23 protein-coding genes and 1 pseudogene are annotated in these 26270 nt (G+C 71.1%); 10 read left to right on the plus strand and 14 right to left on the minus strand.

The features are described 5' to 3' along the window. Window positions 1-91 precede the first annotated feature (91 nt). The 7 genes from J7E93_RS20835 to ureA form a co-directional block, all read right to left on the minus strand. Window positions 92-1438 (minus strand): hypothetical protein, encoded by a 1347-nt coding sequence (locus J7E93_RS20835; protein WP_215071433.1) that lies wholly within the window; start codon window positions 1436-1438, stop codon window positions 92-94. Between the two features lie 74 nt (window positions 1439-1512). Next, complete coding sequence (gene cimA, locus J7E93_RS20840) at window positions 1513-3135, minus strand: citramalate synthase (RefSeq protein WP_215071434.1); 1623 nt, start codon at window positions 3133-3135, stop codon at window positions 1513-1515. 359 nt (window positions 3136-3494) lie between these two features. Further along, window positions 3495-4829: an MFS transporter gene (locus J7E93_RS20845; protein ID WP_215071435.1), complete on the minus strand. Its 1335-nt coding sequence runs from the start codon at window positions 4827-4829 to the stop codon at window positions 3495-3497. 75 nt (window positions 4830-4904) lie between these two features. Next, the gene (locus J7E93_RS20850) at window positions 4905-5519 is read right to left on the minus strand and encodes a TetR/AcrR family transcriptional regulator (protein ID WP_215071452.1); all 615 of its coding nucleotides are present in this window, start codon (window positions 5517-5519) and stop codon (window positions 4905-4907) included. A 140-nt stretch (window positions 5520-5659) separates the two neighbouring features. After that, window positions 5660-6679, minus strand: coding sequence for an agmatine/peptidylarginine deiminase (locus tag J7E93_RS20855; protein WP_215071436.1), 1020 nt, complete (start codon window positions 6677-6679; stop codon window positions 5660-5662). Between the two features lie 9 nt (window positions 6680-6688). Continuing rightward, a complete protein-coding gene (locus tag J7E93_RS20860; protein ID WP_215071437.1) occupies window positions 6689-8371 on the minus strand; it encodes an urease subunit alpha in 1683 nt (560 codons plus the stop codon). After that, complete coding sequence (gene ureA, locus J7E93_RS20865; RefSeq protein WP_215071438.1) at window positions 8371-9177, minus strand: urease subunit gamma; 807 nt, start codon at window positions 9175-9177, stop codon at window positions 8371-8373. Before ureA ends, J7E93_RS20860 begins: the two co-directional genes overlap by 1 nt. Window positions 9178-9315: 138 nt before the next feature. Here ureA and J7E93_RS20870 point away from each other — a divergent pair, with 138 nt between their 5' ends. After that, window positions 9316-10725 (plus strand): cytosine permease, encoded by a 1410-nt coding sequence (locus tag J7E93_RS20870; RefSeq protein ID WP_215071439.1) that lies wholly within the window; start codon window positions 9316-9318, stop codon window positions 10723-10725. 216 nt (window positions 10726-10941) lie between these two features. Here the strand turns inward: J7E93_RS20870 and J7E93_RS20875 are convergent, their stop codons facing one another. Continuing rightward, the gene (locus J7E93_RS20875; RefSeq protein WP_215071440.1) at window positions 10942-12030 is read right to left on the minus strand and encodes a branched-chain amino acid aminotransferase; all 1089 of its coding nucleotides are present in this window, start codon (window positions 12028-12030) and stop codon (window positions 10942-10944) included. Window positions 12031-12274: 244 nt separating this feature from the next. Further along, window positions 12275-13315 (minus strand): 3-isopropylmalate dehydrogenase, encoded by a 1041-nt coding sequence (locus J7E93_RS20880; protein WP_158990825.1) that lies wholly within the window; start codon window positions 13313-13315, stop codon window positions 12275-12277. 141 nt (window positions 13316-13456) lie between these two features. Here J7E93_RS20880 and J7E93_RS20885 point away from each other — a divergent pair, with 141 nt between their 5' ends. After that, window positions 13457-15028, plus strand: a complete 1572-nt coding sequence (locus J7E93_RS20885) for a metallophosphoesterase family protein (RefSeq protein ID WP_215071441.1) — start codon at window positions 13457-13459, stop codon at window positions 15026-15028. Between the two features lie 34 nt (window positions 15029-15062). On the opposite strand, the gene J7E93_RS37840 is transcribed toward J7E93_RS20885, so the two are convergent. Then, window positions 15063-15194, minus strand: a complete 132-nt coding sequence (locus J7E93_RS37840; RefSeq protein WP_285440935.1) for a hypothetical protein — start codon at window positions 15192-15194, stop codon at window positions 15063-15065. A gap of 221 nt (window positions 15195-15415) precedes the next feature. Next, entirely contained in the window at window positions 15416-16285 is an 870-nt protein-coding gene (locus tag J7E93_RS20890) for a LysR family transcriptional regulator (RefSeq protein WP_215071442.1), read from the minus strand. Between the two features lie 101 nt (window positions 16286-16386). On the opposite strand from J7E93_RS20890, the gene J7E93_RS20895 reads away from it, so the two are divergent. Genes J7E93_RS20895 through J7E93_RS20905 form a run of 3 tightly spaced genes read left to right on the plus strand, consistent with a single transcriptional unit; the run spans window position 16387 to window position 18493 of the window. After that, window positions 16387-17394 (plus strand): NADP-dependent oxidoreductase, encoded by a 1008-nt coding sequence (locus J7E93_RS20895; RefSeq protein ID WP_215071443.1) that lies wholly within the window; start codon window positions 16387-16389, stop codon window positions 17392-17394. Window positions 17395-17444: 50 nt separating this feature from the next. Next, window positions 17445-17783, plus strand: a complete 339-nt coding sequence (locus J7E93_RS20900; protein WP_215071444.1) for a PadR family transcriptional regulator — start codon at window positions 17445-17447, stop codon at window positions 17781-17783. Continuing rightward, window positions 17780-18493 carry a hypothetical protein gene (locus tag J7E93_RS20905; protein ID WP_215071445.1) on the plus strand — a complete coding sequence of 238 codons (714 nt, stop codon included), beginning with the start codon at window positions 17780-17782 and terminating at the stop codon, window positions 18491-18493. Before J7E93_RS20900 ends, J7E93_RS20905 begins: the two co-directional genes overlap by 4 nt. 97 nt (window positions 18494-18590) lie before the next feature. Here the strand turns inward: J7E93_RS20905 and J7E93_RS20910 are convergent, their stop codons facing one another. Next, window positions 18591-19133: a GNAT family N-acetyltransferase gene (locus J7E93_RS20910; protein ID WP_215071446.1), complete on the minus strand. Its 543-nt coding sequence runs from the start codon at window positions 19131-19133 to the stop codon at window positions 18591-18593. Between the two features lie 121 nt (window positions 19134-19254). On the opposite strand from J7E93_RS20910, the gene J7E93_RS20915 reads away from it, so the two are divergent. The 4 genes from J7E93_RS20915 to J7E93_RS20930 are packed head-to-tail and all read left to right on the plus strand — an operon-like array spanning window position 19255 to window position 22564. Continuing rightward, the gene (locus J7E93_RS20915; RefSeq protein ID WP_215071447.1) at window positions 19255-20154 is read left to right on the plus strand and encodes an alpha/beta fold hydrolase; all 900 of its coding nucleotides are present in this window, start codon (window positions 19255-19257) and stop codon (window positions 20152-20154) included. Between the two features lie 38 nt (window positions 20155-20192). Beyond that, window positions 20193-20612: a hypothetical protein gene (locus J7E93_RS20920; RefSeq protein ID WP_215071448.1), complete on the plus strand. Its 420-nt coding sequence runs from the start codon at window positions 20193-20195 to the stop codon at window positions 20610-20612. 6 nt (window positions 20613-20618) lie between these two features. Next, window positions 20619-22061, plus strand: coding sequence for a hypothetical protein (locus J7E93_RS20925; protein WP_215071449.1), 1443 nt, complete (start codon window positions 20619-20621; stop codon window positions 22059-22061). Next, a complete protein-coding gene (locus J7E93_RS20930) occupies window positions 22058-22564 on the plus strand; it encodes a hypothetical protein (protein WP_251066849.1) in 507 nt (168 codons plus the stop codon). The genes J7E93_RS20925 and J7E93_RS20930 overlap by 4 nt, the downstream gene beginning before the upstream one ends. A 102-nt stretch (window positions 22565-22666) precedes the next feature. Here J7E93_RS20930 and pruA read toward each other — a convergent pair whose 3' ends face one another. Beyond that, the gene (gene pruA, locus J7E93_RS20935; RefSeq protein ID WP_215071450.1) at window positions 22667-24307 is read right to left on the minus strand and encodes an L-glutamate gamma-semialdehyde dehydrogenase; all 1641 of its coding nucleotides are present in this window, start codon (window positions 24305-24307) and stop codon (window positions 22667-22669) included. A 30-nt stretch (window positions 24308-24337) separates the two neighbouring features. After that, window positions 24338-25264 (minus strand): proline dehydrogenase family protein, encoded by a 927-nt coding sequence (locus J7E93_RS20940; RefSeq protein WP_215071451.1) that lies wholly within the window; start codon window positions 25262-25264, stop codon window positions 24338-24340. A 196-nt stretch (window positions 25265-25460) separates the two neighbouring features. On the opposite strand from J7E93_RS20940, the pseudogene J7E93_RS20945 reads away from it, so the two are divergent. After that, a pseudogene (locus J7E93_RS20945) lies at window positions 25461-26270 on the plus strand (PucR family transcriptional regulator); the annotation flags it as partial.

Consider the following 26270-nt stretch of genomic DNA (forward strand, 5'->3'; position numbering starts at 1 on the left):
AATCCACACCGAACCCGGAAGGCCCTCACCCGTTCAAGACGCCTCAGCCGAGACGTGCATCACCCGTCCACAACCTCCCGGGGCAATACACCTAGAACCCGCCGCCGCCGAAGTCGCCGCCACCTCCACCGAAGTCGCCGAACCCACCGCCACCGCCGAAGTCGCTCGACCCGAAGTCTCCGGAGCTGAAGTCGGCTCCCGAGAAGTCGCCGCCCTCGAAGTCTCCGCCGCCGTACTCGGACGCGTAGGCGGGGGTGGCGAGCATCGAGCCGAGCATGGTGCCGACGAGCAGCCCGGGGAGCATGCCGCCGCCGAAGTAGCCGCCGACCCAGGGACCGTAGGCGGGTCCCGCCTCCCAGTACGGGCGGCGGCCGCCGTCGGTCTCGACCGTGCGGGCCAGGGGGTCCTGGCCCTCGTCGAGGCGGGTGGCGTCGGCGGCGCAGACGGGGACCTCGCGGGCGGCGCCGCCGGCCGGGGTCCAGGTCCGGTCCGCGGTCGCGGGGCCGTGGCGCGGGTCGAAGAAGCAGGGCGGGCGGCGCTCCGGCAGCGGCCGGGACTCGCGACGGGCGGCCAGGACGGCGAGGGACCAGCGGCCGTCCTCCAGCGCCTGGGTCACCGGCTTGACGTCGTGCGGATGGGTCGCCGAGCCCATCAGGGACTTGGCTTTGTCGTAGGAGTCCAGGGCGCGCTCGTAGTCGCCGCGCATGGCGTCGTCGGCTCCGGGTTCGGCCGGGTGGAAGTCCAGGCGTTCGAGTTCCTCGCCGAAGGCGGTGATGTCCTCGTCGACGACGACCCGCAGCCTGTCGAGGGCCTCGCGCTCGTCGGCCTCCTTGCGGAGCCGGTTGCGGCGGACGACCGCGTACGCGCCGGCCCCTCCGGCGGCGACGACCGCGCCGAGGGTGATCAGGCCGCCGACCGGGACACCGCTGTCGCTGCCCACGGTCCCCCAGGAGGCGGGGGCGGAGCCGCGCAGGGTCGGCAGGGCCTGGTCCACGAAGTTGTTCAGCTCGGTGTTCGCGTCGACCCCGGGCTGGCGTACCGATGTCACCAGGTTGCGGACGGCGTCGCCCGACATGACGGAGCGGTCGGCCGCGGCGTTGAAGCCGTCACCGAGACGCACCGCGTAGAGCCCGGTCACCCCGGTCTGCGTCCGCAGGTTCCTCAGCAGGTTCTCGGGCGGGAACTGGGCGTCCTCGGGCAGCACGGCCACGAAGAGGGGCTTGTCGGCGTCCTCGATCTTCTGGGCGAGGGCGTCCGCGTCGGCCTTCGACAGCTGGTCGGCGGCGCCCGGATCGACGTACACCGGGCCCTGCTTCAGGGCCGCGGCGGCGTCCGGGATCCCGGTGGCCCTGGCGCCCACGGACGGGGCCAGGGCCAGGAGCAGCAGCAGTGCCAGACCCGCGAGGGCCGACAGGAGGTGGAGCGGCCTGGTCCTCATATCTCGAAGCTACCCGAACGGGGTCGAACAGGACATAGCTGGAGCAAGAGGTGAGGGTGGCCGCCCGATTCCCGCTACTCGGCGGGGTCGATCCCCACCCGCAGCAGCCCGTACGTGTACGCGTCCTCCAGCGCCTGCCAGGAGGCGGCGATCACGTTCTCACCGACACCGACGGTGGACCACTCGGCGTTGCCGTCGCTGGTGGTGATCAGGACACGGGTCGTGGACTCCGTACCGTGGCGGCCCTCCAGGATGCGGACCTTGTAGTCCACCAGCTCGAACTTGGCGAGCTGCGGATAGATCCGCTCCAGGCCCACCCGCATCGCCCGGTCGAGGGCGTTGACGGGGCCGTTGCCCTCGGCGGTCGCGACGATCCGCTCGCCCTTCGCCCAGAGCTTCACGGTCGCCTCGTTGGCGTGGGTGCCGTCGGGCCGGTCCTCGACGATCGCGCGCCAGGACTCCGTACGGAAGTAGCGGCGCGGCCGGCCCTCCGCCTCCTCACGCAGCAGCAGCTCGAAGGAGGCGTCGGCGGCCTCGTAGGTGTAGCCCTTGAGCTCGCGCTCCTTGACCCGCTCGACGACGCGGCCGATCAGCGCGCGGTCGCCGCCGAGGTCGACGCCGAGCTCCTTGCCCTTGAGCTCGATGGAGGCGCGCCCGGCCATGTCGGAGACGAGCATCCGCATGGTGTTGCCGACCAGCTCGGGGTCGATGTGCTGGTAGAGGTCGGGGTCGACCTTGATCGCGGAGGCGTGCAGTCCGGCCTTGTGGGCGAAGGCGGAGACGCCCACGTACGGCTGGTGGGTGGAGGGCGTCAGGTTGACGACCTCGGCGATGGCGTGCGAGATCCGGGTCATCTCGGCGAGGGCGCCCTCGGGCAGCACCTTCTTGCCGTACTTGAGTTCCAGCGCGGCGACGACCGGGAAGAGGTTGGCGTTGCCGACCCGCTCGCCGTAGCCGTTGGCGGTGCACTGGACGTGGGTGGCGCCGGCGTCGACGGCGGCCAGGGTGTTGGCGACGGCGCAGCCGGTGTCGTCCTGGGCGTGGATGCCGAGCCGGGCGCCGGTGTCCGCGATGACGGTGGCGACGACGGCCTGGATCTGGGCGGGGAGCATGCCGCCGTTGGTGTCGCAGAGGATCACGACGTCGGCCCCGGCCTCGGCGGCGGCGCGGACGACGTCCTTGGCGTACTGCGGATTGGCCTTGTACCCGTCGAAGAAGTGCTCGCAGTCGACGAAGACCCGGCGGCCCTGGGAGCGCAGGTGGGAGACGGTGTCGCGGACCATCTCCAGGTTCTCGTCGAGGGTGGTGCGCAGCGCGAGCTCGACGTGCCGGTCGTGGGACTTGGCGACCAGCGTGATGACCGGGGCGCCGGAGTCGAGCAGCGCCTTGACCTGCGGGTCGTCGGCGGCGTTGCCGCCCGCCCTGCGGGTCGCGCCGAACGCGACGAGTTGCGCGTTCTTGAAGGAGATCTCCTGCCGGGCGCGGGCGAAGAACTCCGTGTCGCGCGGGTTGGCACCGGGCCAGCCGCCCTCGATGAAGCCCACTCCGAACGCGTCGAGGTGCCGCGCGATGGTCAGCTTGTCGGCGACGGTGAGGTTGATGCCTTCACGCTGCGCCCCGTCGCGCAGCGTCGTGTCGAAGACATGGAAGCTGTCGTCGAGGCGCGGGCGCGGGCTCTCGTCGGTCTCCGTGGTCATGACTGTGATGGCTCCTGTCGGATGTGGCTCCGGAAGGTCTGGATCCACTTGCCCCCATTCTCACGCGTCGTCCGTTTCCGGCGGTGGTGGGGCCGGAAAACGAAAAAACCTCTCGCGGGTGCGAGAGGTCTGCGCGCGGGTCTGGGGCACGGTGTCCACTGCCGCGGGGGTCGAGTCGCGGTTCAGCGGTCACTGCGGACCGGCGCGCTGCTGCCGATAATCATGGTGGTAGCAAGCACGCCCGAAGTCTGCCACAGCCCCGCGTCGCGCGGGACACGGATCTCACGATGCGGGCAACCCCCGCCCCGGGCCCGGCGCGCGGGCGGCCACGGGCGGGCGGGGCGGGGGAAACGCGCGTGTCAGCGGGTCGCGGCGGGGGTCTCGGCCCCCAGGCCCTGCTCGGGCACCGGGGCCGCCTTCCCCACCCGGCCCAGGTCGATGTCGCGGGTCTCGCGCATCGAGAGGTAGACGATCAGCGAGACGGCCGCGCATCCGGCCACGTACCAGTAGTAGCCGGACTCGATCCCCGAGTCCTTGAACCACAGCGCCACGTATTCCGCGGTACCGCCGAAGAGCGCGTTGGCGATGGCGTACGGCAGGGCGACACCGAGCGCGCGGATGCCGGTCGGGAAGAGCTCCGCCTTCACGCACGCGTTGATCGAGGTGTAGCCGGTGATGACGACCAGCGCCAGCAGAGACAGGCCGAGCGCCGGCCAGAACGAGCCCGCGTGCTGGAGCATCGTCATGATCGGCACGGTGAGGAAGGTGGAGCCGACCGCGAAGGTGATCAGGAGCGGGCGGCGGCCGATCCGGTCGGACAGCCTGCCCGCGAGCGGCTGCAGGCAGGCGAAGACGATCAGCGCGCAGAAGGAGACCAGGGTCGCCGTCTGCTTGGGCAGGCCCGCGGAGTTGGAGAGGTACTTCGTCAGATACGTGGTGTACGTGTAGTAGGCCACGGTCCCGCCCATGGTGAGGGCGATGACGAGGAAGGCCTCGCGCCTGTGCGCCCACAGCGCCTTGATCGTGCCCTTCTCGCCGCGCGCGACGCCGTCGTCGGCGGTCTCCTCGTAGACCTCCGTCTCCAGCATGTTGCGCCGCAGGTAGAAGACGACCGCCGCGCCGAGGGCGCCGATGATGAACGGGATGCGCCAGCCCCAGCTGTGCAGCGCCTCCGCCGACATGGTGCGCTGGAGGATGATCTGCAGACCGAGGCCGAGGATCTGGCCCGCGGTCATCGACACGTACTGGAAGCTGGAGGCGAAGCCTCGGTGCCGCGGGGCGGAGGCCTCGGTGAGGTAGGTGGCGCTGGCCGCGTACTCGCCGCCGACCGAGAGGCCCTGGAGCAGGCGCGCGATCAGCAGGACGGCGGCGCCGCCGTACCCGGCGACGGAGTACGTGGGGGCGATCGCGATCAGCACGGCGGAGGTGGACATCAGCGTCACGGTGAGGGTGAGCGCCGCCTTGCGGCCCTTGCGGTCGCCGACCCGGCCGAGCAGCCAGCCGCCGACGGGGCGCATGAAGAAGCCGACGGCGAAGATGCCGGCGGTGTTCATGAGCTTGGCGGTGTCATTGCCCTCGGGGAAGAACGCCCCCGCGAAGTAGGTCGCGAAACTCGCGTACACGAACCAGTCGAACCACTCGACCATGTTGCCGGCCGAACCGACCCAGATCTTCTTCCAATGCTCTCGTCCCATGGTCCGGAACCGTGCCGGACGACCCCGGAGCGTAACAAGGGCGTAGCGCGCAACGATCGGGAGTACTTGCGTGCGTTACGGTCGCAGGAGCAGCGTGTCCGCGATGAACTCACTGACGTGGGCGAGGACTTGCTCCCGTCCGGTGCCGGGGATGCCGACCGCGACGTGGACGCTGAATCCGTCGAGCAGAGCGCGCATCCGGGCCGCGTACCGGTCCGGGTCGACCGCCCGGAACTCCCCGCGCGAGACGCCTTCGGCGATCAGCGCGACCAGGTCGCGGTGCCAGGCCCCCTCGATGGCGGCCTGCCGGGCGCGGGCGTCGTCGGCGGCGTTCTGCGACCGGTTCCAGACCTCCAGCCAGAGCGTCCAGTGGGGGTCGCGGGGGCCGTCGGGGACGTACACGTCGACGTACCCGTCGAGCCGCTCGCGGGCGGTCCCGGGCCGCGAGAGGAGGGCGCTGCGCTCGGCGCCGAGCCGGCCCTCGCTCCACTCCAGGGTCTGCAGGAGCAGCTCGTCCTTGGTACGGAAGTAGTAGAGCAGGTGCCCGCTGCTCATCCCGACCTCGCGCCCGAGCCCGGCCATGGTCAGCCCGTCGAGCCCGCGCTCGGCGATGGTGTCCATGGCGGCGGCGAGGAGCTCCTCGCGGGGCGGGGCGGGGTGGTTGCGGCGCCGGGGGGTGGCGGGGTCGATGCGGGTCACTCGTACGTTCTACCTCATGGGGTCCAGGGTGGTTCCGTCCACCGTCCGGCCGGAGGCGGCCCCGGGTGCCAGGGGATCAGCGGCGCGGCCGCGGGCTGTCACACGGCCCGCGGCCCGACCACCGGAACTTTTCAGACCTTCGGCTGCTGCTGTGTGATGCAGTGGATGCCGCCGCCGCCCGCGAAGATCGCCCGCGCGTCCACCAGCGTCACGATCCGCTCCGGGAACAGCCGGCGGAAGATGCCCGCGGCGATCTCGTCGTTCGGGTCGTCGAAGCCGCAGAGCACCACGCCGCCGTTGCACAGGTAGTGGTTGATGTACGAGTAGTCGACCCAGTCGCCCTCCTCGTCCTTCAGGACCGTCGGGGCCGGGATCTCCACGATCTCCAGGGTGCGGCCCTTCGCGTCGGTCCGGCCGCGCAGGAGGTCGACGTACAGGCGCGAGCGCTCGTGATCGGGGTGGGCCGGGTCCTGCTGGCTGTGGACCACTACCACGCCCGGCTTCGCGAAGGCGGCGACGATGTCGACGTGGCCCTGCGTGCCGTACAGGCCGTAGTCGCCCGCCAGGCCGTGCGGGAGCCAGATCGCCTTCGTCGTGCCGAGCTTGGCGTGGATCTCGGCCTCGACCTCCTCGCGGGTCCACTCGGGGTTGCGGCCCGCGCCGAGCTGGACGGTGTCGGTCAGCAGGACCGTGCCCTCGCCGTCGACGTGGATCGCGCCGCCCTCGTTCACGAGCGGGGAGGGCAGCACCGGGACCCCCGCCAGGTCCGCGACATGGCGGGCGATCTTCGAGTCGTGCTCCCAGCGAGCCCAGTCCTGCGCGCCCCAGCCGTTGAACACCCAGTCCACGGCGGCGAGTTCACCGTTCGCGTTCTTCACGAACGTGGGGCCGATGTCCCGCATCCACGCGTCGTCCAGTTCCCGCTCCACGAGCTCAACGTCCGGCCCCAGGAGGGCGCGCGCCGAGTCCAGCTGACCGGGGCCGACCACCATCGTCACCGGCTCGAAGCGGCGTACGGCGCGGGCCACCGAGGCCCACGCGGCGCGGGCCTCGGCCAGCTCCTCCTCGTTGGTGAAGGTGGGGTTGGGGCCGGGCCACGCCATCCACGTGCGCTCGTGCGGGGCCCACTCGGGCGGCATACGGAAAGTCATGGAGAGGTCCTAGAGGAAGTAGAGGCGGTTGAGGGAGATGGACTCGGCCGGTTCGGAGCGGATCGGGTCGCCGTCCAGCGACACCAGGCCCGTCCGGCCGTCGACGCAGACGTCTCCGATCCGGGAGTTCAGCAGCAGGTCGCCGGGGCCGATGCCCCGTGTGCCCCGGACGGCCACGCGCCGGCGCCGGGTCGGCATCGCGTCGGAGCCGAGGTCGACGGCGGCCTGGGCGACGAAGGCGACGGAGATGTCGGCCGGGGTCGCGCCGTGCGCTCCGAACAGCGGTCCGAGGACGAGCGGTTCGCAAGTGTCGGTGGCGGCGTTCGGATCGCCCACGACCCCCCACGCCGGGAAGCCGGACTTCAGCACCATCTGGGGCTTGGCGCCGAAGAACTCGGGCCGCCACAGCACGATGTCGGCCATCTTGCCGACCTCGATGGAGCCGATCTCGTGCGCGAGGCCGTGGGCGATCGCCGGGTTGATGGTCAGCTTGGCCATGTAGCGCAGCACGCGCGCGTTGTCGTCGTGCGCGCCGTCGCCCTCCAGGGGGCCCAGCTCGGCCTTCATCTTCCCGGCCATGGCGAAGGTCCGGCGTACGGTCTCGCCGGCCCTTCCCATCCCCTGCGCGTCGGAGGAGGTGATCCCGATCGCGCCGAGGTCGTGCAGGACGTCCTCCGCTCCCATCGTCCCGGCCCGGATCCGGTCGCGTGCCATGGCGGCGTCGCCGGGCAGGTCGGTCTTCAGGTCGTGGACGGAGACGATCATCCCGTAGTGCTCGGCGACCGCGTCGCGGCCGAAGGGCAGCGTGGGGTTGGTGGACGAGCCGATGACGTTCGGCACGCCCGCCATCTTGAGGACGTTGGGGACGTGTCCGCCGCCGCAGCCCTCGATGTGGAAAGCGTGGATCGTGCGGCCGTCGAGGACGCGCAGGGTGTCCTCGACCGAGAGGCATTCGTTCAGGCCGTCGCTGTGCAGGGCGACCTGGACGTCGTGCTCCTCGGCGACCCGCAGGGCGGTGTCGAGGGCGCGGGTGTGGGCGCCCATGTCCTCGTGGACCTTGAAGCCGGAGGCGCCGCCCTCGGCGAGCGCCTCGACCAGCGGGGCCGCGTCGGAGGACGAGCCGCGGGCGAGGAAGCCGATGTTGACGGGCCAGGCGTCGAAGGCGTTGAAGGCGTGCTTGAGGGCCCAGGGCGAGTTGACGCCGACGCCCCAGACGGGGCCGAACTCCTGGCCGATGACGGTGGTGACGCCGGAGGCGAGGGAGGCCTCCATGATCCTCGGCGAGAGCAGGTGGACATGGGTGTCGACGGCTCCGGCGGTGGCGATGAGGCCCTCGCCGGAGACGATGGAGGTGCCCGTGCCGACGACGACGTCGACGCCGTCGAGGGTGTCGGGGTTGCCGGCCCGCCCGATGGCGTGGATGCGGCCTTCGCGGATGCCGATGGACACCTTGCGGATGCCCTGGACGGCGTCGATCACCAGGACGTTGCTGATCACGACGTCGCAGGTGTCGCGGACGGCGGCGGCCTTGAGGTGCAGGCCGTCGCGGGCGGTCTTGCCGAAGCCGGCGAGGAACTCGTCCCCGGGCTTCTGGGAGTCGGCCTCGACCCGGACGACGAGTCCGGAGTCGCCGAGGACGACCCGGTCGCCCGCGCGGGGGCCGTGCACCGACGCGTACTCGTACGGGTCCATCAGTTGCCCTCCTTCGGGGACGCCGTCGGGTCCCCGTCCTGGGAAGCCGTCGGGTCGGCGTCGTGGGACGCGGCCGGGGACGACGACAGGTAGTCGGGGGTGTCGCCCGCCCCCAGGTAGCCGCAGGCCGCCGCGCGCCGCAGGGCCTCTTCCTTCGCGCCGGGTGCGTCCAGCGGGCCGTCGACGAGCCCGGCGAAGCCGATGGCGACCCGGGCGCCGCCGATGGGGACGAGCCCGACCTCGGCCTCGCCGCCCGGGTCGAAGCGGAAGGAGGACCCGGCCGGGACGGCCAGCCGCATGCCGTAGGCGGCGGCGCGGTCGAAGTCGAGGCGCGGGTTGGCCTCGAAGAAGTGGAAGTGGGAGGTGACGCTGACCGGGACGTTCGCGGTGTTGCGGACCAGCAGGACCAGCGCGGGCGGCTGCTCGGCCTGCGTGGGGCCCGGCAGCAGGGCGCCGGGGGCGGCGTCGCCGAGGCTTCCTCCGCCGGTTTCACCGGGGGACCCCCAGCCAATCGGGTCGGAGACGACCGCGAGCCGCGAGCCGTCGTCGAAAACGGCCTCGACATGCACTTCGGTGACGACATCGGCCACACCCGGCAGCACGTCGTCCGGGCCGAGGACGGACCGGGCGGCGGCGATCGCCTCGGCGAGTCGCCTGCCGTCGCGGGCCGCCTCGCAGACCGTGTCCGCGATGAGGGCGGTCGCCTCGGGCACATTGAGCCGCAGGCCTCGGGCCCGGCGGGCCCGGGCGAGTTCCGCGGCGCCGAAGAGCAGCAGCCGGTCGCGCTCGGTGGGGGTCAGTCGCACGTCGAAAACACCTCCTGTTTGAGCGACACTCTAAACCTTGAAGCCGCAGGATCCAAGCATTGACGTACGGGCGAGTAGTGGGCGACATTGAGCGCCACTCAAAAACCTGTCCGCCCGCTTTCCCCTCAGGGAGCCCCCATGCCGATAGAACAGCGCGGAGTCGACACCATCCCCGAAGCGGAACGCACCAGCGGTCCGCGAGACCTCCTCTCGATCCTTCTCGGCTCGAACCTCTGCCTGGGCGTGATCGTCTTCGGCTGGTTGCCGGTCTCCTTCGGCCTCGGGCTGTGGGCGTCGCTGACCTCCGTCGTCGCCGGCACGCTCGTGGGCGTCGTCGTGACCGCCCCGCTCGCGCTCGTCTCGCTGCGTACCGCGACCAACCTCTCCACCTCCAGCGGCGCGTTCTTCGGCGTCCGCGGGCGGCTCGTCGGCTCGGTCGTCGGCCTGCTGCTCTCCCTCGGCTACACCGCGTTGACGCTGTGGATCGGCGGGGACGTGATGGTGGGCACGCTCGCCCGGCTGACCGGCCTGCCGACCGGCGACGTCACCCACACGGTGGTGTACGCGCTGCTCGCGGCCTGCACCGCCGTCGCCGCGGTCTACGGCTACCGGCTGCTGCTCCGGCTCAGCAAGGCGCTCGCGATCGGCATGACCCTGCTGCTCGCCATCGGGCTCATCGCCTACGCGGGCGACTTCACCACGGCGGCGGTGCCCGACACCCCGTACCTGCTCGGCTCGTTCTGGCCGACCTGGGTCCTCTCGGCGGTGGCGGCCGGGCTCAGCGGGCCCGTCGCCTTCATCACGCTGCTCGGTGACTACACCCGCTACATCTCGCCCGAACGGCACAGTTCGAGGACGGTGTGGCGGACCACCTGTCTGGGCCTGCTCGCCGGTCTGCTGGTCCCTCAGCTCTTCGGCACGTTCACGGCGTTGGCGGCCCGCGGCGGTCTGGACTACGCGGGCCCGCTCGTCGAGGCCTCTCCCGCCTGGTACCTGGTGCCGCTGCTCCTCGCGGCGACCGCCGGCTCGGTCGGCAACGCGGGTCTGATGCTGTACTCGATGGGTCTCGACCTCGACGCGATCCTGCCGCGCGCGACCCGGGCCCGGGCGACGCTGGTGGTCGCGGCGGTGGCGACGGCCTTCGTCTTCCTGGGCCACTTCGCCTCGGACGCGCAGTCCGCGATGACCTCGTTCGTGCTGCTGCTGACGGCGATCGGTACGCCGTGGGCGGTGATCACCCTGATCGGGCACACGCGGTGCGCGGGCACGTACGACCCGGAGGCACTGCAGGTATACAACCGCCGGGCCAAGGGCGGGGCGTACTGGTTCACGGCGGGGTGGAACGCGCGGGCGGTCGCCTCGTGGGCGATCGGCGCCGTCGTGGGACTCGCGGCGGTGTCCACCCCTCTCTACGAGGGACCACTGCTCGCCCTCACCGGTGGGATCGACTGCAGTTTCGTCCTGTCCGGCGTGGTGGGCGGCGTCCTGTACGCGGCGCTGACGCCGAAGGCGGCGCCGGCACCGGAGCCGGAGGCGGCCCTGACCTGAGGGTCCCCCCGCTGCGGACGGACCGCGGCTCCAGGGCGTACGGACGCCCCCGGGGCCGCGGTGGCCGGCCCCACGGCGCGGCGCCGTGCCCGATCACCGACGGAGCTCGTCCGGCCCGCCGGCCGGGGACGAAGAAGAGGGCCTTCCGGCCGGCACGGGGCCGGCCGGAAGGCCCTCTTCTCGTACGCGTCCCGCAGGCGTGCGTACGTGCGGGGTTCAGCCCAGCTCGTGCATCCAGCCGTGGACGTCCTCCGCCTTGCCCGTCTGGATCGCGAGCAGCGCCTCGCGCAGCTTCATCGAGACCTCGCCGGGCTGTCCGCCCGACTGCTGCCATTCACCGCGGGCCGCCTTGACCGTGCCGACCGGGGTGATCACGGCGGCCGTGCCGCAGGCGAAGACCTCGGTCAGGGTGCCGTTCGCGGTGTCGGCCTCCCACTGGTCGATGGAGACCCGGCCCTCCGCGGACTCGTACCCGAGGCCCTCGGCGAGCCGCAGGAGCGAGTCCCGGGTGATGCCGGCGAGGAGGGAGCCGGTGAGCGTCGGCGTCACGATCTTGTTGCCGTACACGAAGTACAGGTTCATGCCGCCGAGCTCCTCGACCCACTTGTGCTCGACGGCGTCGAGGTAGGCGACCTGGTCGCAGCCCTGCGCCGCCGCCTCGGCCTGGGCCAGGAGGGAGGCCGCGTAGTTGCCGCCGGTCTTGGCGTCGCCCACGCCGCCGGGGACGGCGCGGACGCGGTCCTCCGAGAGCCAGATGGAGACGGGCTTCACGCCACCGGGGAAGTACGGTCCGGCGGGCGAGGCGATGACGACGAAGAGGTACTCGTTCGCCGGCCGCACGCCCAGGCCGACCTCGGTCGCGATCATGAACGGGCGCAGGTAGAGGGAGTCCTCGCCGCCGTGCGCCGGGACCCATGCCTTGTCCTGCTGGACCAGCACGTCACAGGCCTCGACGAAGGTCTCGACGGGGAGCTCCGGCATGGCCAGGCGGCGGGCGGACGCCTGGAAGCGCCGGGCGTTGGCGTCGGGGCGGAACGTGGCGACGGAGCCGTCGGGCCTGCGGTACGCCTTGAGGCCCTCGAAGATCTCCTGCGCGTAGTGCAGGACGTTCGTGGCCGGGTCGAGGGAGAGCGGGCCGTACGGCACGAGCTCACCGTCGTGCCAGCCGCGGCCCTCGGTCCACCGGATCGTCACCATGTGGTCGGTGAAGTGGCGGCCGAATCCGGGGCTGGCCAGGATCGCCTCGCGCTCCGCTTCGGACAGCGGGCTGGAGGAGGGCTTGAGCTCGATCGTGGGCGTCGTCATGAGTGCTTGTCCTTCACCGGTTGTGTGTGACGGACCGCGCTCACGCCGCTATCAGTGCTCTGCTAGGACGTCCGAGCTTTCCCGCATGCCGCGGCCCCACGTTCGATTATCGCCCGTGGGGACCGGTGCACGAAAACGGTGTGCATACGGTCCAGGATGTGATGGTGGCACCCTGCGACCGCATAGGTACAGCCGCCGGGTGCGGAATGCGACCCGGCGGCTGTGTGTGGCGTCAGTCGGCGGGTCAGCTCGCTACTCGTACCGCGAGCGCGTCGCCGATCTCGTCCGTCGTACGGACCGAGTCACCGCGCTCGGTCAGGTCGGCGGCGACGGCCTGCTCGATGCGGCCGGCCTGGGTCTCGTAACCGAGGTGGCGCAGGAGGAGCGCGACGGAGAGAACGGTGGCCGTCGGGTCGGCCTTGCCCTGGCCCGCGATGTCCGGCGCGGAGCCGTGGACCGGCTCGAACATGGACGGGAACTCGCCGCTCGGGTTGATGTTGCCGGAGGCGGCGACGCCGATGCCGCCGGAGACGGCCGCGGCGAGGTCGGTGATGATGTCGCCGAAGAGGTTGTCGGTGACGATCACGTCGAACCGCTCGGGCTGCGTGACGAGGAAGATCGTCGCCGCGTCCACGTGCAGGTAGTCGGTGGTGACCTCGGGGAACTCCTCGGCCACCTTGTTGAAGATGTTGGTCCAGAGGTGACCCGCGTAGGCCAGGACGTTGTTCTTGTGGACCAGCGTCAGCTTCTTGCGCGGGCGGGCCTGGGCGCGGGCGAAGGCGTCACGGACGACACGCTCGACGCCGAAGGCCGTGTTGACGGAGACCTCGGTGGCGACCTCGTGCGGGGTGCCGGTACGGATCGAGCCGCCGTTGCCGGTGTAGGGGCCCTCGGTGCCCTCGCGGACCACGATGAAGTCGATCTCGGGCTGGCCCTTGAGCGGGGTCGACACGCCGGGGAGCAGCTTCGACGGACGCAGGTTGACGTGGTGGTCGAAGAGGAAGCGGAGCTTCAGCAGGAAGCCGCGCTCCAGGACGCCGGACGGGACCGACGGGTCGCCGATCGCGCCGAGCAGGATGGCGTCGTGCTGCTTGAGGGCCTCGACGTCGGCGTCGGTGAGGGTCTCACCGGTCGCGTGGTAGCGCTTGGCGCCGAAGTCGTACTCCTTCGTCTCCAGCTTCACATCCTGCGGAAGGGCGGCGGCGAGGACCTTGAGGCCCTGGGCCACGACCTCCTGGCCGATGCCGTCGCCGGGAATGACTGCGAGATTGATGCTGTGAGACATGTCGGCACCCTACTCCTCGTCCCAGCGGTTGACACTCATTGTCCACCATGCGGACCCGGCGCGCCGGGGCGCACGCATCCGTCGAATTTCGTTCATCCCATGTCTGGCGCGGAGTCGTAAGTTACTGGCAAGTTGCCCGCCATGACTGAGGACACCCCACGCTTCGGGATCCCCGAGGCCCTCGCACGTCGTATGTCCATGCCGGAGCAACACGAGTATCTGCGCGCCACGTTGACGCGCCGCCGGGTCCTCGCGGGGTCGGTGGCGACCGCCGCCGCCGGCGCCGGTGCGGGCCTGCTGTCGGCGGGCCCCGCAGCGGCCTCGCCCACCCTGGTCACCTCCCCCGCCACCACCGCCGTCGAGGGCTCGCTCGTCGCCCCGTTCGGCCGCCACCTCGCGTTCGGCGCGGACCCGAGGACCCAGATACGGATCTCCTGGCAGGTGCCGCTCCCCGTCGGCCGTCCCTACGTCCGGGTGGGGCTGCGGCCCTGGGAGCTGGGGTCGCGGATCGAGGCCGAGGTGCGGCCGCTGCACACCCCGTCCCTCTCCCGGAAGCTGCCGGCCGTCGACCAGTACTACCTGCATGTGGGCCTGGAGGGGCTGCGGCCGGGAACGACGTACTACTACGGCGTCGGCCACGACGGCTTCGACCCGGCGTCCCCCGAGCGGCTGGGCACCCTCGGGTCCTTCCGTACGGCTCCGGCGGCGCCCGAGACCTTCGTCTTCACGGCCTTCGGTGACCAGGGCGTCAGCTACCACGCGCTCGCCAACGACCAGCTGATCCTCGGCCAGAACCCGGCCTTCCACCTCCACGCCGGCGACCTCTGCTACGCGGACTCCACCGGGCAGGGCAAGGAGTCGGACACCTACGACGCCCGCGTCTGGGACCAGTTCCTGGCGCAGACGGAGAGCGTGGCGGCGCGCGTGCCGTGGATGGTGACGACCGGGAACCACGACATGGAGGCGTGGTACTCCCCCAACGGCTACGGCGGCCAGGCGGCCCGCTGGTCGCTCCCGGCCAACGGCCCCGACCCGGCCCTCGCGCCCGGCGTGTACTCCTTCACGTACGGCAATGTCGGTGTCGTCGCGCTGGACGCCAACGACGTCTCGTACGAGATCCCGGCCAACAAGGGGTACACAGAAGGACGCCAGACGGCATGGCTGGACCGGCGGCTCGGCGAGCTGCGCGCCCGGCCGGAGATCGACTTCGTGGTGGTCTTCTTCCACCACTGCGCCTACTCGACCTCGACTCACGCCTCCGACGGCGGGGTGCGCGACGCGTGGCTGCCGCTTTTCACCAAGCACCAGGTGGATCTGGTGATCAATGGCCACAATCACGTCTACGAGCGCACCGACGCCATCAAGGGCGGCGAGGTGGGTCGGCCGGTACCGATCGGCGGGACGACCGATCCGACGCGCGACGGCATCGTCTACGTCACGGCGGGCGGCGCGGGCAAGGAGCTGTACGGTTTCGGGCTCGGCGTCCAGGACAGCTACGAGGGGCACGTCCACGACCACGAGCACATCCTGACGTACCACTGGACCAAGCTGCGGCTGCCGGACCCGGACACCGTGGAGTGGTCGAGGGTGCGCTACACCGGCTTCTCGTTCCTCGCGGTGGAGGCCGTGGCCGGGGCGGCGCCCGTCCTCAAGGTCTCCGCGCTCGCCGAGAGCGGCGAGCGCATCGACCACTTCGAGGTCAGGCGCTCTTAGGGCCCTGTCGGGCGGAGCCCTGGCGAGCCGACGGTCAGTGCCCCGTGGACCCGCCGTTGTCACGGCGGTCCAGGGCCCGCTGGAGGGCGGCGGCGGCGTTCTTGCGGGCGTCGTCGCTGGGGCGGACGACGGAGTGGCGGATGCGGCGGGCGGTCTCAGCGGCCATGGGGGATCGACTCCTTGAGATCAGTGGTGATCCGAGATCAGTGGTGATCGAAGGCGCCGGAAGGGGCGGGGAGCGCTGCCGCAGGGGTTGCCTGCGCGGGGCAGCGCGCTCACGACCGCCATTCGCTTGATGGAGCGAGACGTTCGGCTCCTACAAAGCTAGGACAGGCGGCCGCGTCTGTCTCCACAATTACTCGGACTTCCTACTATCTGAGACGGCGATCAGGCCGCACCGGCGCGCAGCTCCCGGACGAACGCCCGCACGGCGAGGGATCTGGCCAGCTCAGGGGTGGTGACATAGCCGACGGAGCGGGTCGGACGCTCCGCGCCGAGATCGGTGATCTGCACAGAGGGCGGTGCTCCGACCAGGGACAGTTCCGGCATCACGGCCATGCCGAAACCACTGCTCACCATCGAGAGCACCGCTCCGTCGTCCTGGGCCTCCACGGTCGCCGGCGGCAGCCAGTCCTGCTCCGCCCACCACGCGCGGGTGTAGGAGGTGCAGTTCTCCGCCCAGTCGACCAGCGGGAGGGAGCGCGGCGCGGGGTGCCCGGCCGGATGGACGAGGGCGTACCCCTCCTCGACGAGCACTCCCCCGACCAGCTGCGGCGGTACGGGGGAGGTGGTCCCGATGGTCGCGATGCCCAGGTCCGCCCGCCCGTCCAGGACCTCACCGGCGGCGCCGCGCCCCACCTCCCGCACGATCCGTACCTCGGGCACGATCTCCGGGTGCCGGGCCGCCAGGCCCTCCAGGGCACGCGGCAGCAGATGCAGGGCGGCGCTGCGGAAGGCCGCGATCCGCAGCGGCCCGGCGGCGGTGCCGTGCTCCACCCCCCGCACCTCCGCCGCCATCACGTCCAGCAGCCGCAGCACCCGCCGCGCGTGGGCGAGGGCCCGCTCGCCGGCCGCGGTGGGGGTGGCGCCGTTCCGCCCTCGGTCGAAGAGGACCGCGCCCAGCTTGCGCTCACTGGTCCGCACCGAGTGGGAGACGGCGGACTGCGTCATGCCGAGTGCGACGGCGGCGGCCGAGAAGCCGCGCTCGCGTCCGACGGCGACAAGGATGCGCAGTTCGCGCGGCGCGAGGTCGGTCATCGCGGCTCTCACCTCGGAGTATGAGGAACTTTCATGGATCGGCGGCTGCCATCGACGCACCCTACTGCCCGCCCGTGGGATTCCCTCCTACGGTCACCGGCATGACGAACGACACCATGATCACCGTCCAGCAGACCGCCCGCCCCGTGGGCTTCCCCACGCCCGCCCACTTCGCCTTCGTCGAGGCGCCCGTCCCCGCCCCGGCCCCCGGCACGGCCCTCGTGGAGAACCTCCTCTGGTCCGTGGATCCGTACCACCGCGAGGCGATGGACGACGACTCGCTGTGGACGCTGAACGCCCCCATGGAGGGCCGCACGGTCGGCCGGGTCGTCGACTCCCGCACCCCGGAGCTCTCCCCCGGCGACCTGGTGCAGCACCGCAGGGGCTGGCGCACCCACTCCGTGGTCGCGCCGGCCGAGGTGCGCCCGGTGCCGCACCTCGACGGCGTGCCGTTGGCCGCCCATCTGAGCGTGCTCGGCGGCACGGGCCTTTCCGCGTACGTCGGTCTGACCAGGATCGCGCGGCTCCAGCCGGGGGAGGACCTGTTCGTCTCCGCCGCGGCCGGCGGAGTGGGGACGGCGGCCGGACGCTTCGCCCGTCTCCTCGGCGCGGGCCGGATCGTCGGCAGCGCGGGCTCGGCGCGGAAGGTCGCCCACCTCACCGGGCGGGTCGGCTTCGACGCGGCCTTCGACTACCACGACGGGCCGGTCACCGAGCTGCTCGCCGAGGCGGCCCCGGACGGGCTCGACGCCGTCCTGGACGGGGTGGGCGGCGACCATCTGGAGGCGTCGATCGCCGCACTGCGGGAGCACGGCCGGATCGCCTGGGTCGGCGCCGTCGCGCAGTACCACGCCCTCTCCGCTCCCCCGGCCGCGCCGCGCAACCTCTTCGACCTGGTCGGAAAGAGCATCCGGCTCGAAGGCTTCCTGGTGCGCGACCACGCGGACGCCCAGCAGGAGTTGTACGACTTCGCCGTGCCGCACCTGCGGAGCGGGCGGCTGCCGCTGGACGTGACGGTCGTGGACGGTTTCGAGCACATCGTGGACGCCTTCCTGGAGATGCTGCGCGGGCGGAACATCGGCAAGATGCTGGTGCGACGAGCTACCTGACCAAGCTAACTAGATTGCTTTCCTACCTAGGTAGTGATGGAATGCGGCTCATGGCCGCAGACCGCAGATCCAGCTGGCTCAAGGGCGTTCTCGACCTGCTCGTCCTCTCCCGGCTGACCGAGGGAGAGAGTTACGGGTACGAGATCGCCAAGGCGCTCGCCGAGGCGGGGGTCGGCGAGATCAAGGGCGGCACGCTCTATCCCGTACTGAACCGGCTCGAGGAAGCCGGTCTGGTGGAGGCCGAGTTCCGGGCAGCCGAGCGAGGGCCGGGACGCCGCTACTACCGGCTCACCGAGCAGGGCCGGGCCCGGCTCGCGACCGAGAGCGGGGCCTGGCTGACCTTCCACCACGCCGTACAGACCATGCTCAGCCCAGGGGGAACGACATGACGACCACGGACGCCGCCTACTTCGACGAGCTCGCCGCCGCACTGCGCACCGCCGGTGTACCGCCGGAGCAGACCGACTCCACCGTCGCCGAACTGCGCGGCCATCTCGCGGAGACGGGGACGCGCCCGGAGGAGGAGTTCGGCCCGGCAGCCGCGTTCGCGGCGCGGCTGGGGGGTCTCGCCCCGCTGCCCGGCGAACCCGGCGAGGAGGCGGAGAGGTGGACCTGGACCGCGGACCTCTTCAACGACCGGCGGATGCTGGCGGTCCACGGCGACCAGGGCTGGGAGGTCGAGTCCCTCGACACCCTCGGCCGCTTCGTCTGCCGCCGGGCGCCGGGGGTGGCGTTGCGCTGGGAGTACCGGCGCGAGGTGATCGGCGGCCGGCGTCGTGAGCAGGTCCTGGGCGAACTGGAGCCCGAGGGCTGGGAGCTGTGCGGCGAGTGGATGATGTACGGCTACCTCAAGCGCCCGAAGGCGGCGAGCGCGGGCCCGGCGGGCGAACTGGACGCCCGGCCGGCGCGACCCGCTGGATGGCTGTTCCTGAGCCGCCGGGGCAAGGTGGCGCTGACCGTGTGGGCGGTGGCCGTGGCGGCGTGCGTGGGGGTCGCGGTGGCAGGGCTCGGGCTGCCGGGGTACGTGTTCGCGCTCTTCGGTGTGGGCTGGGCGATCTCGGCCACGTACACGGCGAAGCTGGAGGCGCAGAGGGGCTAGGCACGGGCCGGGAGGCCGGGGCACTCACGACAGTCGGCTGGCGACTACCGGCTTCCGGCTTCCGGCTTCCGGCTTCCGGCTTCCGGCTGCTGAGCCCTCACATCACGTCGCCGTCACGCCAGTCGAAGGCGAGCGCTGCGGCGGGGTCGGGCAGCACCCGGCCCCCCGCCGACCTCAGGAAGGTCGACCCCTCCTCCTCCGGCAGGCGGACGAGCCCGTCGGGCCCGAGCACCTCGATCCGCCCCTCCCAGAGGCGCCAGCCGCGCGCCGCGTAGAGCGCGGCCCCGTCGTCGGACGCGGACAGCGCGCCGAAGGCGTACGCCCCGTCGATCACCCGCTCCAGCTCGGCCATGAGCCTGCCCGCGAGCCCTTGGCGCCGCCGGTCCGCGCGGACGCCGACACCTTCGACGTAACCGACCCGGTACGAGCGGCTCCGATGGAGGGCGCGGCGCATGATGACGCTCCCGTGGGCGGCCACACCGCGCTCGTCCTCGATCCAGGCGTGGATGCCACCGAGGGCGTGATCCCAGTCCTCGTCGGAGAATCCGCCGCCGAAGGCGGCGTCGAGCATCTCCCGCAGGGTGCGCAGGCGCTCGGGTCGGAGTTCATGGGTGGGGGCGAGACGCAGCGAGTCGGTCACGCCGCCAGTCTGCCATCGGACACCCCCTCCTCTCTAACCTTCTATTTCCCCTTGACAGGTTGATCAATGGCCGCTTGACTCCCTCACGTAACCACCAAAACAGTAATGAGGGGTTAGAGCGATGAACGTGCGACGCCAGGTCCACCAGGTGCACCACCACACCGTCCTCGTCCGGGGCCACGCGATCCACTACCGGGAGGCCGGCCCGGCGGAGGCGCCGGTCCTGCTCCTGCTGCACGGCTTTCCCACCAGCTCGCACATGTTCCGCGACCTGATCCCCCTGCTCGCCGACCGGTTCCGGCTCATCGCCCCCGATCACCTGGGCTTCGGCCGCAGCGCCGCGCCCACGGCCGATGAGTTCGACTACACCTTCTCCGAACTCGCCGCGCTCACCTCGGAGTTCACGGAACTGCTCGGGCTCGACCGGTTCGCGCTCTACATCCAGGACTACGGCTCTCCCATCGGCCTGCGCCTGGCCCTGGCGCACCCCGAGCGCATCACCGCGATCGTCACCCAGAACGGCAACGCGTACGAGGAGGGCCTCGGGGCCGACGCGTGGGCTCCGGTCCTGGCGCTGATCGCCGACCGCACCCCGGAGACGGAGGCCCCCGTCCGCGCGATCCGCTCGCTGGAGGGCATCAAGTGGCAGTACGAAACGGGTGTCCCGCCCCAGTACCGCGACCTCCTCAGCCCCGACGCCTGGCACCACGACGCCGCCCTGATGGCCCGGGAGGGCCAGGACGCCGTCCAACTCGACCTGATCGCCGACTACGGCTCCAACTTCGCCCTCTACCCTGCCTTCCAGGAGTACTTCCGCACGAGTCAGGTGCCGCTGCTCGCGGTCTGGGGCGAAGGCGACGAGGTCTTCGTCCCGGCGGGCGCGGAGGCTTTCCGCCGCGACCTCCCGAACGCGGAGATCCACCTCCTGCCGACGGGCCACTTCGCCCTGGAGACCCACGCGCCGCGCATCGCCGAGCTGATCGGCGATTTCCTCGAACGCGCTGTCGGCCCCTCTGTGTAGGGTGAATCGGGCTGGCGCCAGTCTCAACGGGGGTGGATATGGCGTTCGACGACGAGTGGTCGCAGATCAAGGCCGACACGACGAGCATGCGGCTCAACCAACTCGATAGAGGCGGCGGGAGTGGCGGGGGAGGTACGGGCGCGCCGGATCTGAAGACCGCACCGGCCGAGAAGAAGGCGGCGGCCAAGGCGATCCATGAAATCCTGGAGCCTGACACAAGGTCCGCCGGGGACCACGCGGACGCGTCGACCACCGCCGCTAAGACGGAGTTGGCTGGCTGGCAGACGGCCTCCGCCCTGAAGACCGTCGAGGAGACCTGGGCCGGGCAGGTGAAGATGCTGCTCGGCCGGCTAGGCGGCGAGAAGGCGGCCCTCAGCGGATCCGGACTCTCCTTCCAGGCCCAGGAGTTGAGAACCCTCGACGGTTTCCGACCGCTGGCCCCCGCCCCGAAGGAGTGACCCGCCGTGCTCACGTACCACGAGGTCATGACGACCGACTTCGGCAAGCTGACCACCGCGGCCACCGCCTGGGACGGCATGGCCGACAAGTTCGAGACGCTGGAGACGACGTACGAGAAGAAGGTCCAGTCGACCACCACGAGCGGCGTCTGGCTGGGTCAGGCGCAGCAGGTGGCGGCTCCCAACTTCGCCGTCACCCGTAACGAGTACAACAGCGCCCAGATCCAGGCACGGGCCGTGGCCATGCTGCTGCGGGAGGCGGCCACACTCTTCACCGAGCTGAGGGGCAAGGTGAAGGACGCGGTCGCCGAGGCTGTGGCGGCGGGCATGAAGGTCAGCGAGGGCGGTGTCGCCTCGTACGACTTCTCCAAGGTCGACGCGCAGGAGGCCCGTGCGATCCGCCACGACCCGGACCTCGCCGGGGTGGAGCGCTCCTGGACGCGACGGATCCAGCAGGCGGTGGACGCCTTCGAAGAGGCCGACAGCGGGGTAAAGCTCGCGCTGATCGACGCGGTGACGGACACGAACTTCCAGGACGGCACGTTCGGCGGCTTCAACGGCAGCCGCCCGTACTCCTCCCTCAAGGAGGCGGCCGCGGCCGAGAACATGCCCAAGGACCGGGCGAAGGTCGCGGAGTGGTGGAGCAAGCTGGACCCGGTGACGCGCGGGATCCTGCTGGAGGAGCGGGGCGAGGAGCTGAAGAAGGCGGGAATCCTGGACGCGTTCAAGTACCGGTGGAAGCAGCCGGACGAGGGCGCCGGACCATTCGGGGTGGAGGAGCCCACCCAGCACGACTACTGGATCCTCGCCCAGGCGAAGGGAGTCCAGGGCGGCGGTGACGTCTTCGGGCAGAGCATGGCGAGCCGCAACATGGCGCACTATCTCGGAGCGACCGGCGAACCGCTGACGCTGGACGTGGACCGCTTCCTCAAGGACGAGCCGACGTTCAAGGCGTCCATCGAGGGCAACCACCTCGGTCGCCACCAGGACGCCTGGCGGCAACAGGCCTTGGACGCCTTCGAGAAGTCCGGCGGAAAGCCGGTGGCCATCCCGGTGGAGAGCAGGACCACAAGCCAGAACCTCCCCGACGGCACCGACTGGTACTACGCGGTGAACGGACACCAGCAGAACGTCTCGGGCGTCGTCAGCGTCACCCCTGGCACCGACGGCAAGCCCAAGGTGTCCCTCGACTACCAGGTCAATGTCTGGGACCGGTACAACTGGGACCAAGGGAAGTCGGTCAACATCGGCCCCATCCACATCCCCGACACCGACTTGCAACGCCTGCACACGACCGGCCTTGCACAGGAGTACGACATGCGAGGCTCCAGCTCCGTGCACCACCAGGACCTGACCGACGGGCCCGGCCCTGCCTCGGTGCCCGAGGTGGATCCGGGCCGTGAAGGCACGCGCAAGGACCCGGAGCGCGGCCGGGAGGAGAACCGATGATCAGGTCCCGCCTGGGACAGGCAGTGGTCATGGCAGCCCTCGCCGGGCTGCTCGGTGCCTGTTCGTCGGACGCGGCGGAGCGGGACGCGGCTCGCTCCCAGTACTGGGACGAGAAGGCAGGGGCCCCCGAGGCGGCCGCGTTCATGAGGGTCGACGTGCCGGCGGGAGCCACCGAGGTCAAGGGCGCACTCCAGGTGAACTTCCAGGACGACGCCTACCTGCTGTCCTTCGCCACGACCCCGAAGGCCGCCGAGGCGATCGGGAAGCAGTTCGAAGCGCAGGAGCCGCTGGAGGTCAGGGCCCCGCTCAGCACGCCGATCCCTCCCGGCACCCCCTTCGCCCACCTCGGGCTGCCCGAGCCGGACACGCTGCAGGGGGTGCGCTGGGCCGGTGTCTGCCCGCCCTGTGTCGACGACAAGCGGCGCAAGCACATCGCGTGGATCGAGGTCTTCCTCCAGAAGCTGGACGCCGACCGGACCCGGGTCTACCTGCGCGCCTGGTGACCCCGTCCCCCGACCCCCGCCACCGCATGAGAACCGCCCCCGTCCTCGGTTGGGGGACCCAGGAGGGGGGCGGTGTCAGGGGGCCTCTGCGAGGCGGGGGCGTCAGCCCATGTGGGGGTAGCCGTACTCGGTCGGCGGGACCAGCGTCTCCTTGATCGCGCGGGTCAGCGTCCAGCGCATCAGGTTCTGCGGGGCGCCGGCCTTGTCGTTCGTGCCGGACGCGCGGCCGCCGCCGAAGGGCTGCTGGCCGACGACGGCGCCGGTCGACTTGTCGTTGATGTAGAAGTTGCCCGCGGCGAAGCGGAGCTTCTCCATCGTGTACGCGGCGGCGGCGCGGTCGCCCGAGATGACCGAGCCGGTCAGGGCGTAGTCCGAGACCGACTCCATCTGGGTCAGCATCTCGTCGTACTTCTCGGGAGAGCTGTCGTCGTAGACGTGCACCGCGAGGATCGGGCCGAAGTACTCGGTCGTGAAGACCTCGTTCTCCGGGTCGGAGCACTCGATGACGGTCGGGCGGACGAAGTAGCCCTCCGAGTCGTCATAGCTGCCGCCGGCGACGATCGTGCAGGTCGGGTCGGCCTTCGCGCGGTCGATCGCGGCCTTGTTCTTGGCGAAGGAACGCTCGTCGATCACGGCGCCGATGAAGTTCGTCAGGTCGGTGACGTCACCCATCTTGATGCCGTCGACCTCGGCCGCGAACTCCTCCTTGAAGCCGTCGTTCCAGATCGAGGCCGGAACGTAGGCGCGCGAGGACGCGGAGCACTTCTGGCCCTGGAACTCGAAGGAGCCGCGGGTCAGCGCGGTCTTCAGGACGGCGCGGTCGGCGCTCGGGTGGGCGACGACGAAGTCCTTGCCGCCGGTCTCGCCGACGATCCGCGGGTAGGAGCGGTACTTCTCGATGTTGTTGCCGACCGTCTTCCACAGGTGCTGGAAGGTCTTGGTCGAGCCGGTGAAGTGGATGCCGGCCAGGTCGCGGTGGTTCAGGGCCACCTCGGAGACGGCGATGCCGTCACCCGTGACCAGGTTGATGACGCCCTTCGGCAGGCCGGCCTCCTCCAGGAGCTCCATGAGGAGCACGGCGGAGTGGGTCTGGGTCGGGGACGGCTTCCAGACGACCACGTTGCCCATGAGGGCGGGGGCGGTGGGCAGGTTGCCCGCGATGGCCGTGAAGTTGAACGGCGTGATCGCGTAGACGAAGCCCTCCAGCGGGCGGTGGTCCAGCCGGTTCCACACGCCCGGGGAGTTGGCCGGCGGCTGCTCGGCCAGGATCTGGCGGGCGTAGGCCACGTTGAAGCGCCAGAAGTCGACGAGCTCGCACGGGGTGTCGATCTCGGCCTGCTGGGCGGTCTTGGACTGGCCGAGCATGGTGGAGGCGGCCAGCGTCTCGCGCCAGGGACCGGCGAGCAGCTCGGCGGCGCGCAGGATGATCGCGGCACGGTCGTCGAAGGACATCGCGCGCCAGGCCGGGGCCGCGGCCAGGGCGGCGTCGATGGCGTCCTGGGCGTCCGCCTCCGTGGCAGCGGCGAAGGTGCCGATGACGGCCTTGTGGTTGTGCGGCTGTACGACGTCGAAGCGCTCGCCACCGCCCATGCGCTTGACGCCACCGATGGTCATCGGCAGCTCACGCGGGTTCTCGGCCAGCTCCTTGAGCTTGGCCTCCAGACGGGTGCGCTCGGCGGAACCGGGGGCGTAGCTGTGCACCGGCTCGTTGACCGGAGCGGGGACCTGGGTGACAGCGTCCATGAGTCTCGTAACTCCTTGTGAGAGGTGGGCTCAGCCCTTGGTGAGGATGGAGCGGGCGAAGAAGAGGAGGTTGGCCGGCTTCTCCGCGAGGCGGCGCATGAAGTAGCCGTACCAGTCGGTGCCGTAGGCCGTGTAGACGCGCATGCGGTGGCCTTCGGCGGCGAGCCGGTTCTGCTCCTCGCTGCGGATGCCGTACAGCATCTGGAACTCGTACTCGTCCAGTTTGCGCCCGGCGCGGCGGGCGAGCTCCTGGCCGATGGAGATGAGCCGCGGGTCGTGCGAGCCGATCATCGGGTAGCCCTCGCCGTCCATGAGGATCTTCATGATCCGGACGTACGCCTTGTCGATCTCGGGCTTGTCCTGGATCGCGACGGAGGCGGGCTCCTTGTAGGCGCCCTTCACGATCCGGACGCGGGAGCCGTCGGCGGCGAGGCGGCGGGCGTCCTCCTCGGTGCGGAAGAGGTACGCCTGGATGACGCAGCCGGTCTGCGGGAAGTCCTTCCGCAGCTCCTGGTGGATGGCGAACATCGAGTCGAGGGTGGTGTGGTCCTCGGCGTCCAGCGTGACCGTGGTGCCGATCTCGGCGGCGGCCTCGACGACCGGGCGGACATTGGCGAGGGCCAGCTCGTGCCCTCCCTCCAGCGCCTGGCCGAACATCGAGAGCTTGACGGACATCTCGGCGCGGGCGCCCAGGCCCAGCTCCTTGAGTCGGCCGATGAGCTCCAGGTAGGCGTCCCGGGCGGCGTAGGACTGCTCGACGGTGGTGATGTCCTCGCCGACGACGTCGAGGGTGACCTCCAGGCCCCGGCCGGTGATGTCCTCGACGATCGGGATGACGTCCTCGACCGTCTCACCGGCGATGAACCGGTCGACGACCTGCTTGGTCCCGGGGGCGGCCGACACGAAACGGCGCATTCTGTCGCTGCGGGACGCGGCGAGGATCACGGGACCCAGCACGGGGCACCTCCTGAAGGACGGAGTGTTGAAAACGTCCTGTACCCGAACGTACGGAACAGATCGGGAACAGCACGGAGAACCACCGTGAAACCTAAGGATCGCTCCGATCCTCGGCCATCGACAGCTGTCACGCATCTGTGGACGGCATCTCAGACATCTGTATGAAGCCTGGCGCGATGGGTGCGAGAATGGCGGCGTGAAGGGCGATTACCAGGAGCTGGTGGACGAGATCTCGGCGCTGCTCGGCGCCCCGGCGACGCTGGAGAACCGGGATTTCGGTCTGATCGCCTTCGGGGCCCACGACAGTGACGACGACAGCGCCATGGACCCGGTTCGCACCCGCTCGATCCTGACCAGGAAGTCGACGCCCGCGGTCCGCGCCTGGTTCGAGGGGTTCGGCATCACCCGGGCCACGGGCCCGGTGCGCATCCCCGCGGCGCCGGACGCGGGCGTCTTCCGGGACCGGCTCTGCCTGCCGGTACGCCACCGGGGCGTCGTCCTCGGATACGTCTGGCTGCTCGACGCCGAACCGGGTCCCACGCAGGCCCGGCTGACCGCGGCGATGGAGGTCGCGAACCGGATCGGCGGCCTCCTCGCGGACGAGGAGCGGGCAGGCGCCGACCTTTCCCGGGAGCTGCGGGCGAGCCTGACCGCCGAGCGCGGCTGGCAGTACGACATGGCGCTCGCGGCCCTGCGCACGGCGCTGGGCCCGGACGCGGAGGGCCTGCACGCTCTGGTCTGCGTGGCCCCCTGGCCGGACGAGGACGGCCCCTCCTCCCGCACGGTGCCGAGCGCGGCGGCGCTGTGCACGGTCCCCTGGGGCGGTACGGCTCCGCTCGGCGAGCGGGGCGGGAGCGGGAGCGGGAGCGGCATCGCCGGCGGAGGCGGCGCCGGGACCGGAGGTGGAGCGGTCGGCCCGCGCGGAGGCGCCCCGGACCGGGACCGGGACGACGCGGCCGCAGGAGGCGCGGGCGGCGGTCCGACCGGATCCACCGCGCCCCGGGCG

This window comes from Streptomyces sp. ISL-36 (assembly GCF_018614205.1).
Lineage (GTDB): Bacteria > Actinomycetota > Actinomycetes > Streptomycetales > Streptomycetaceae > Streptomyces.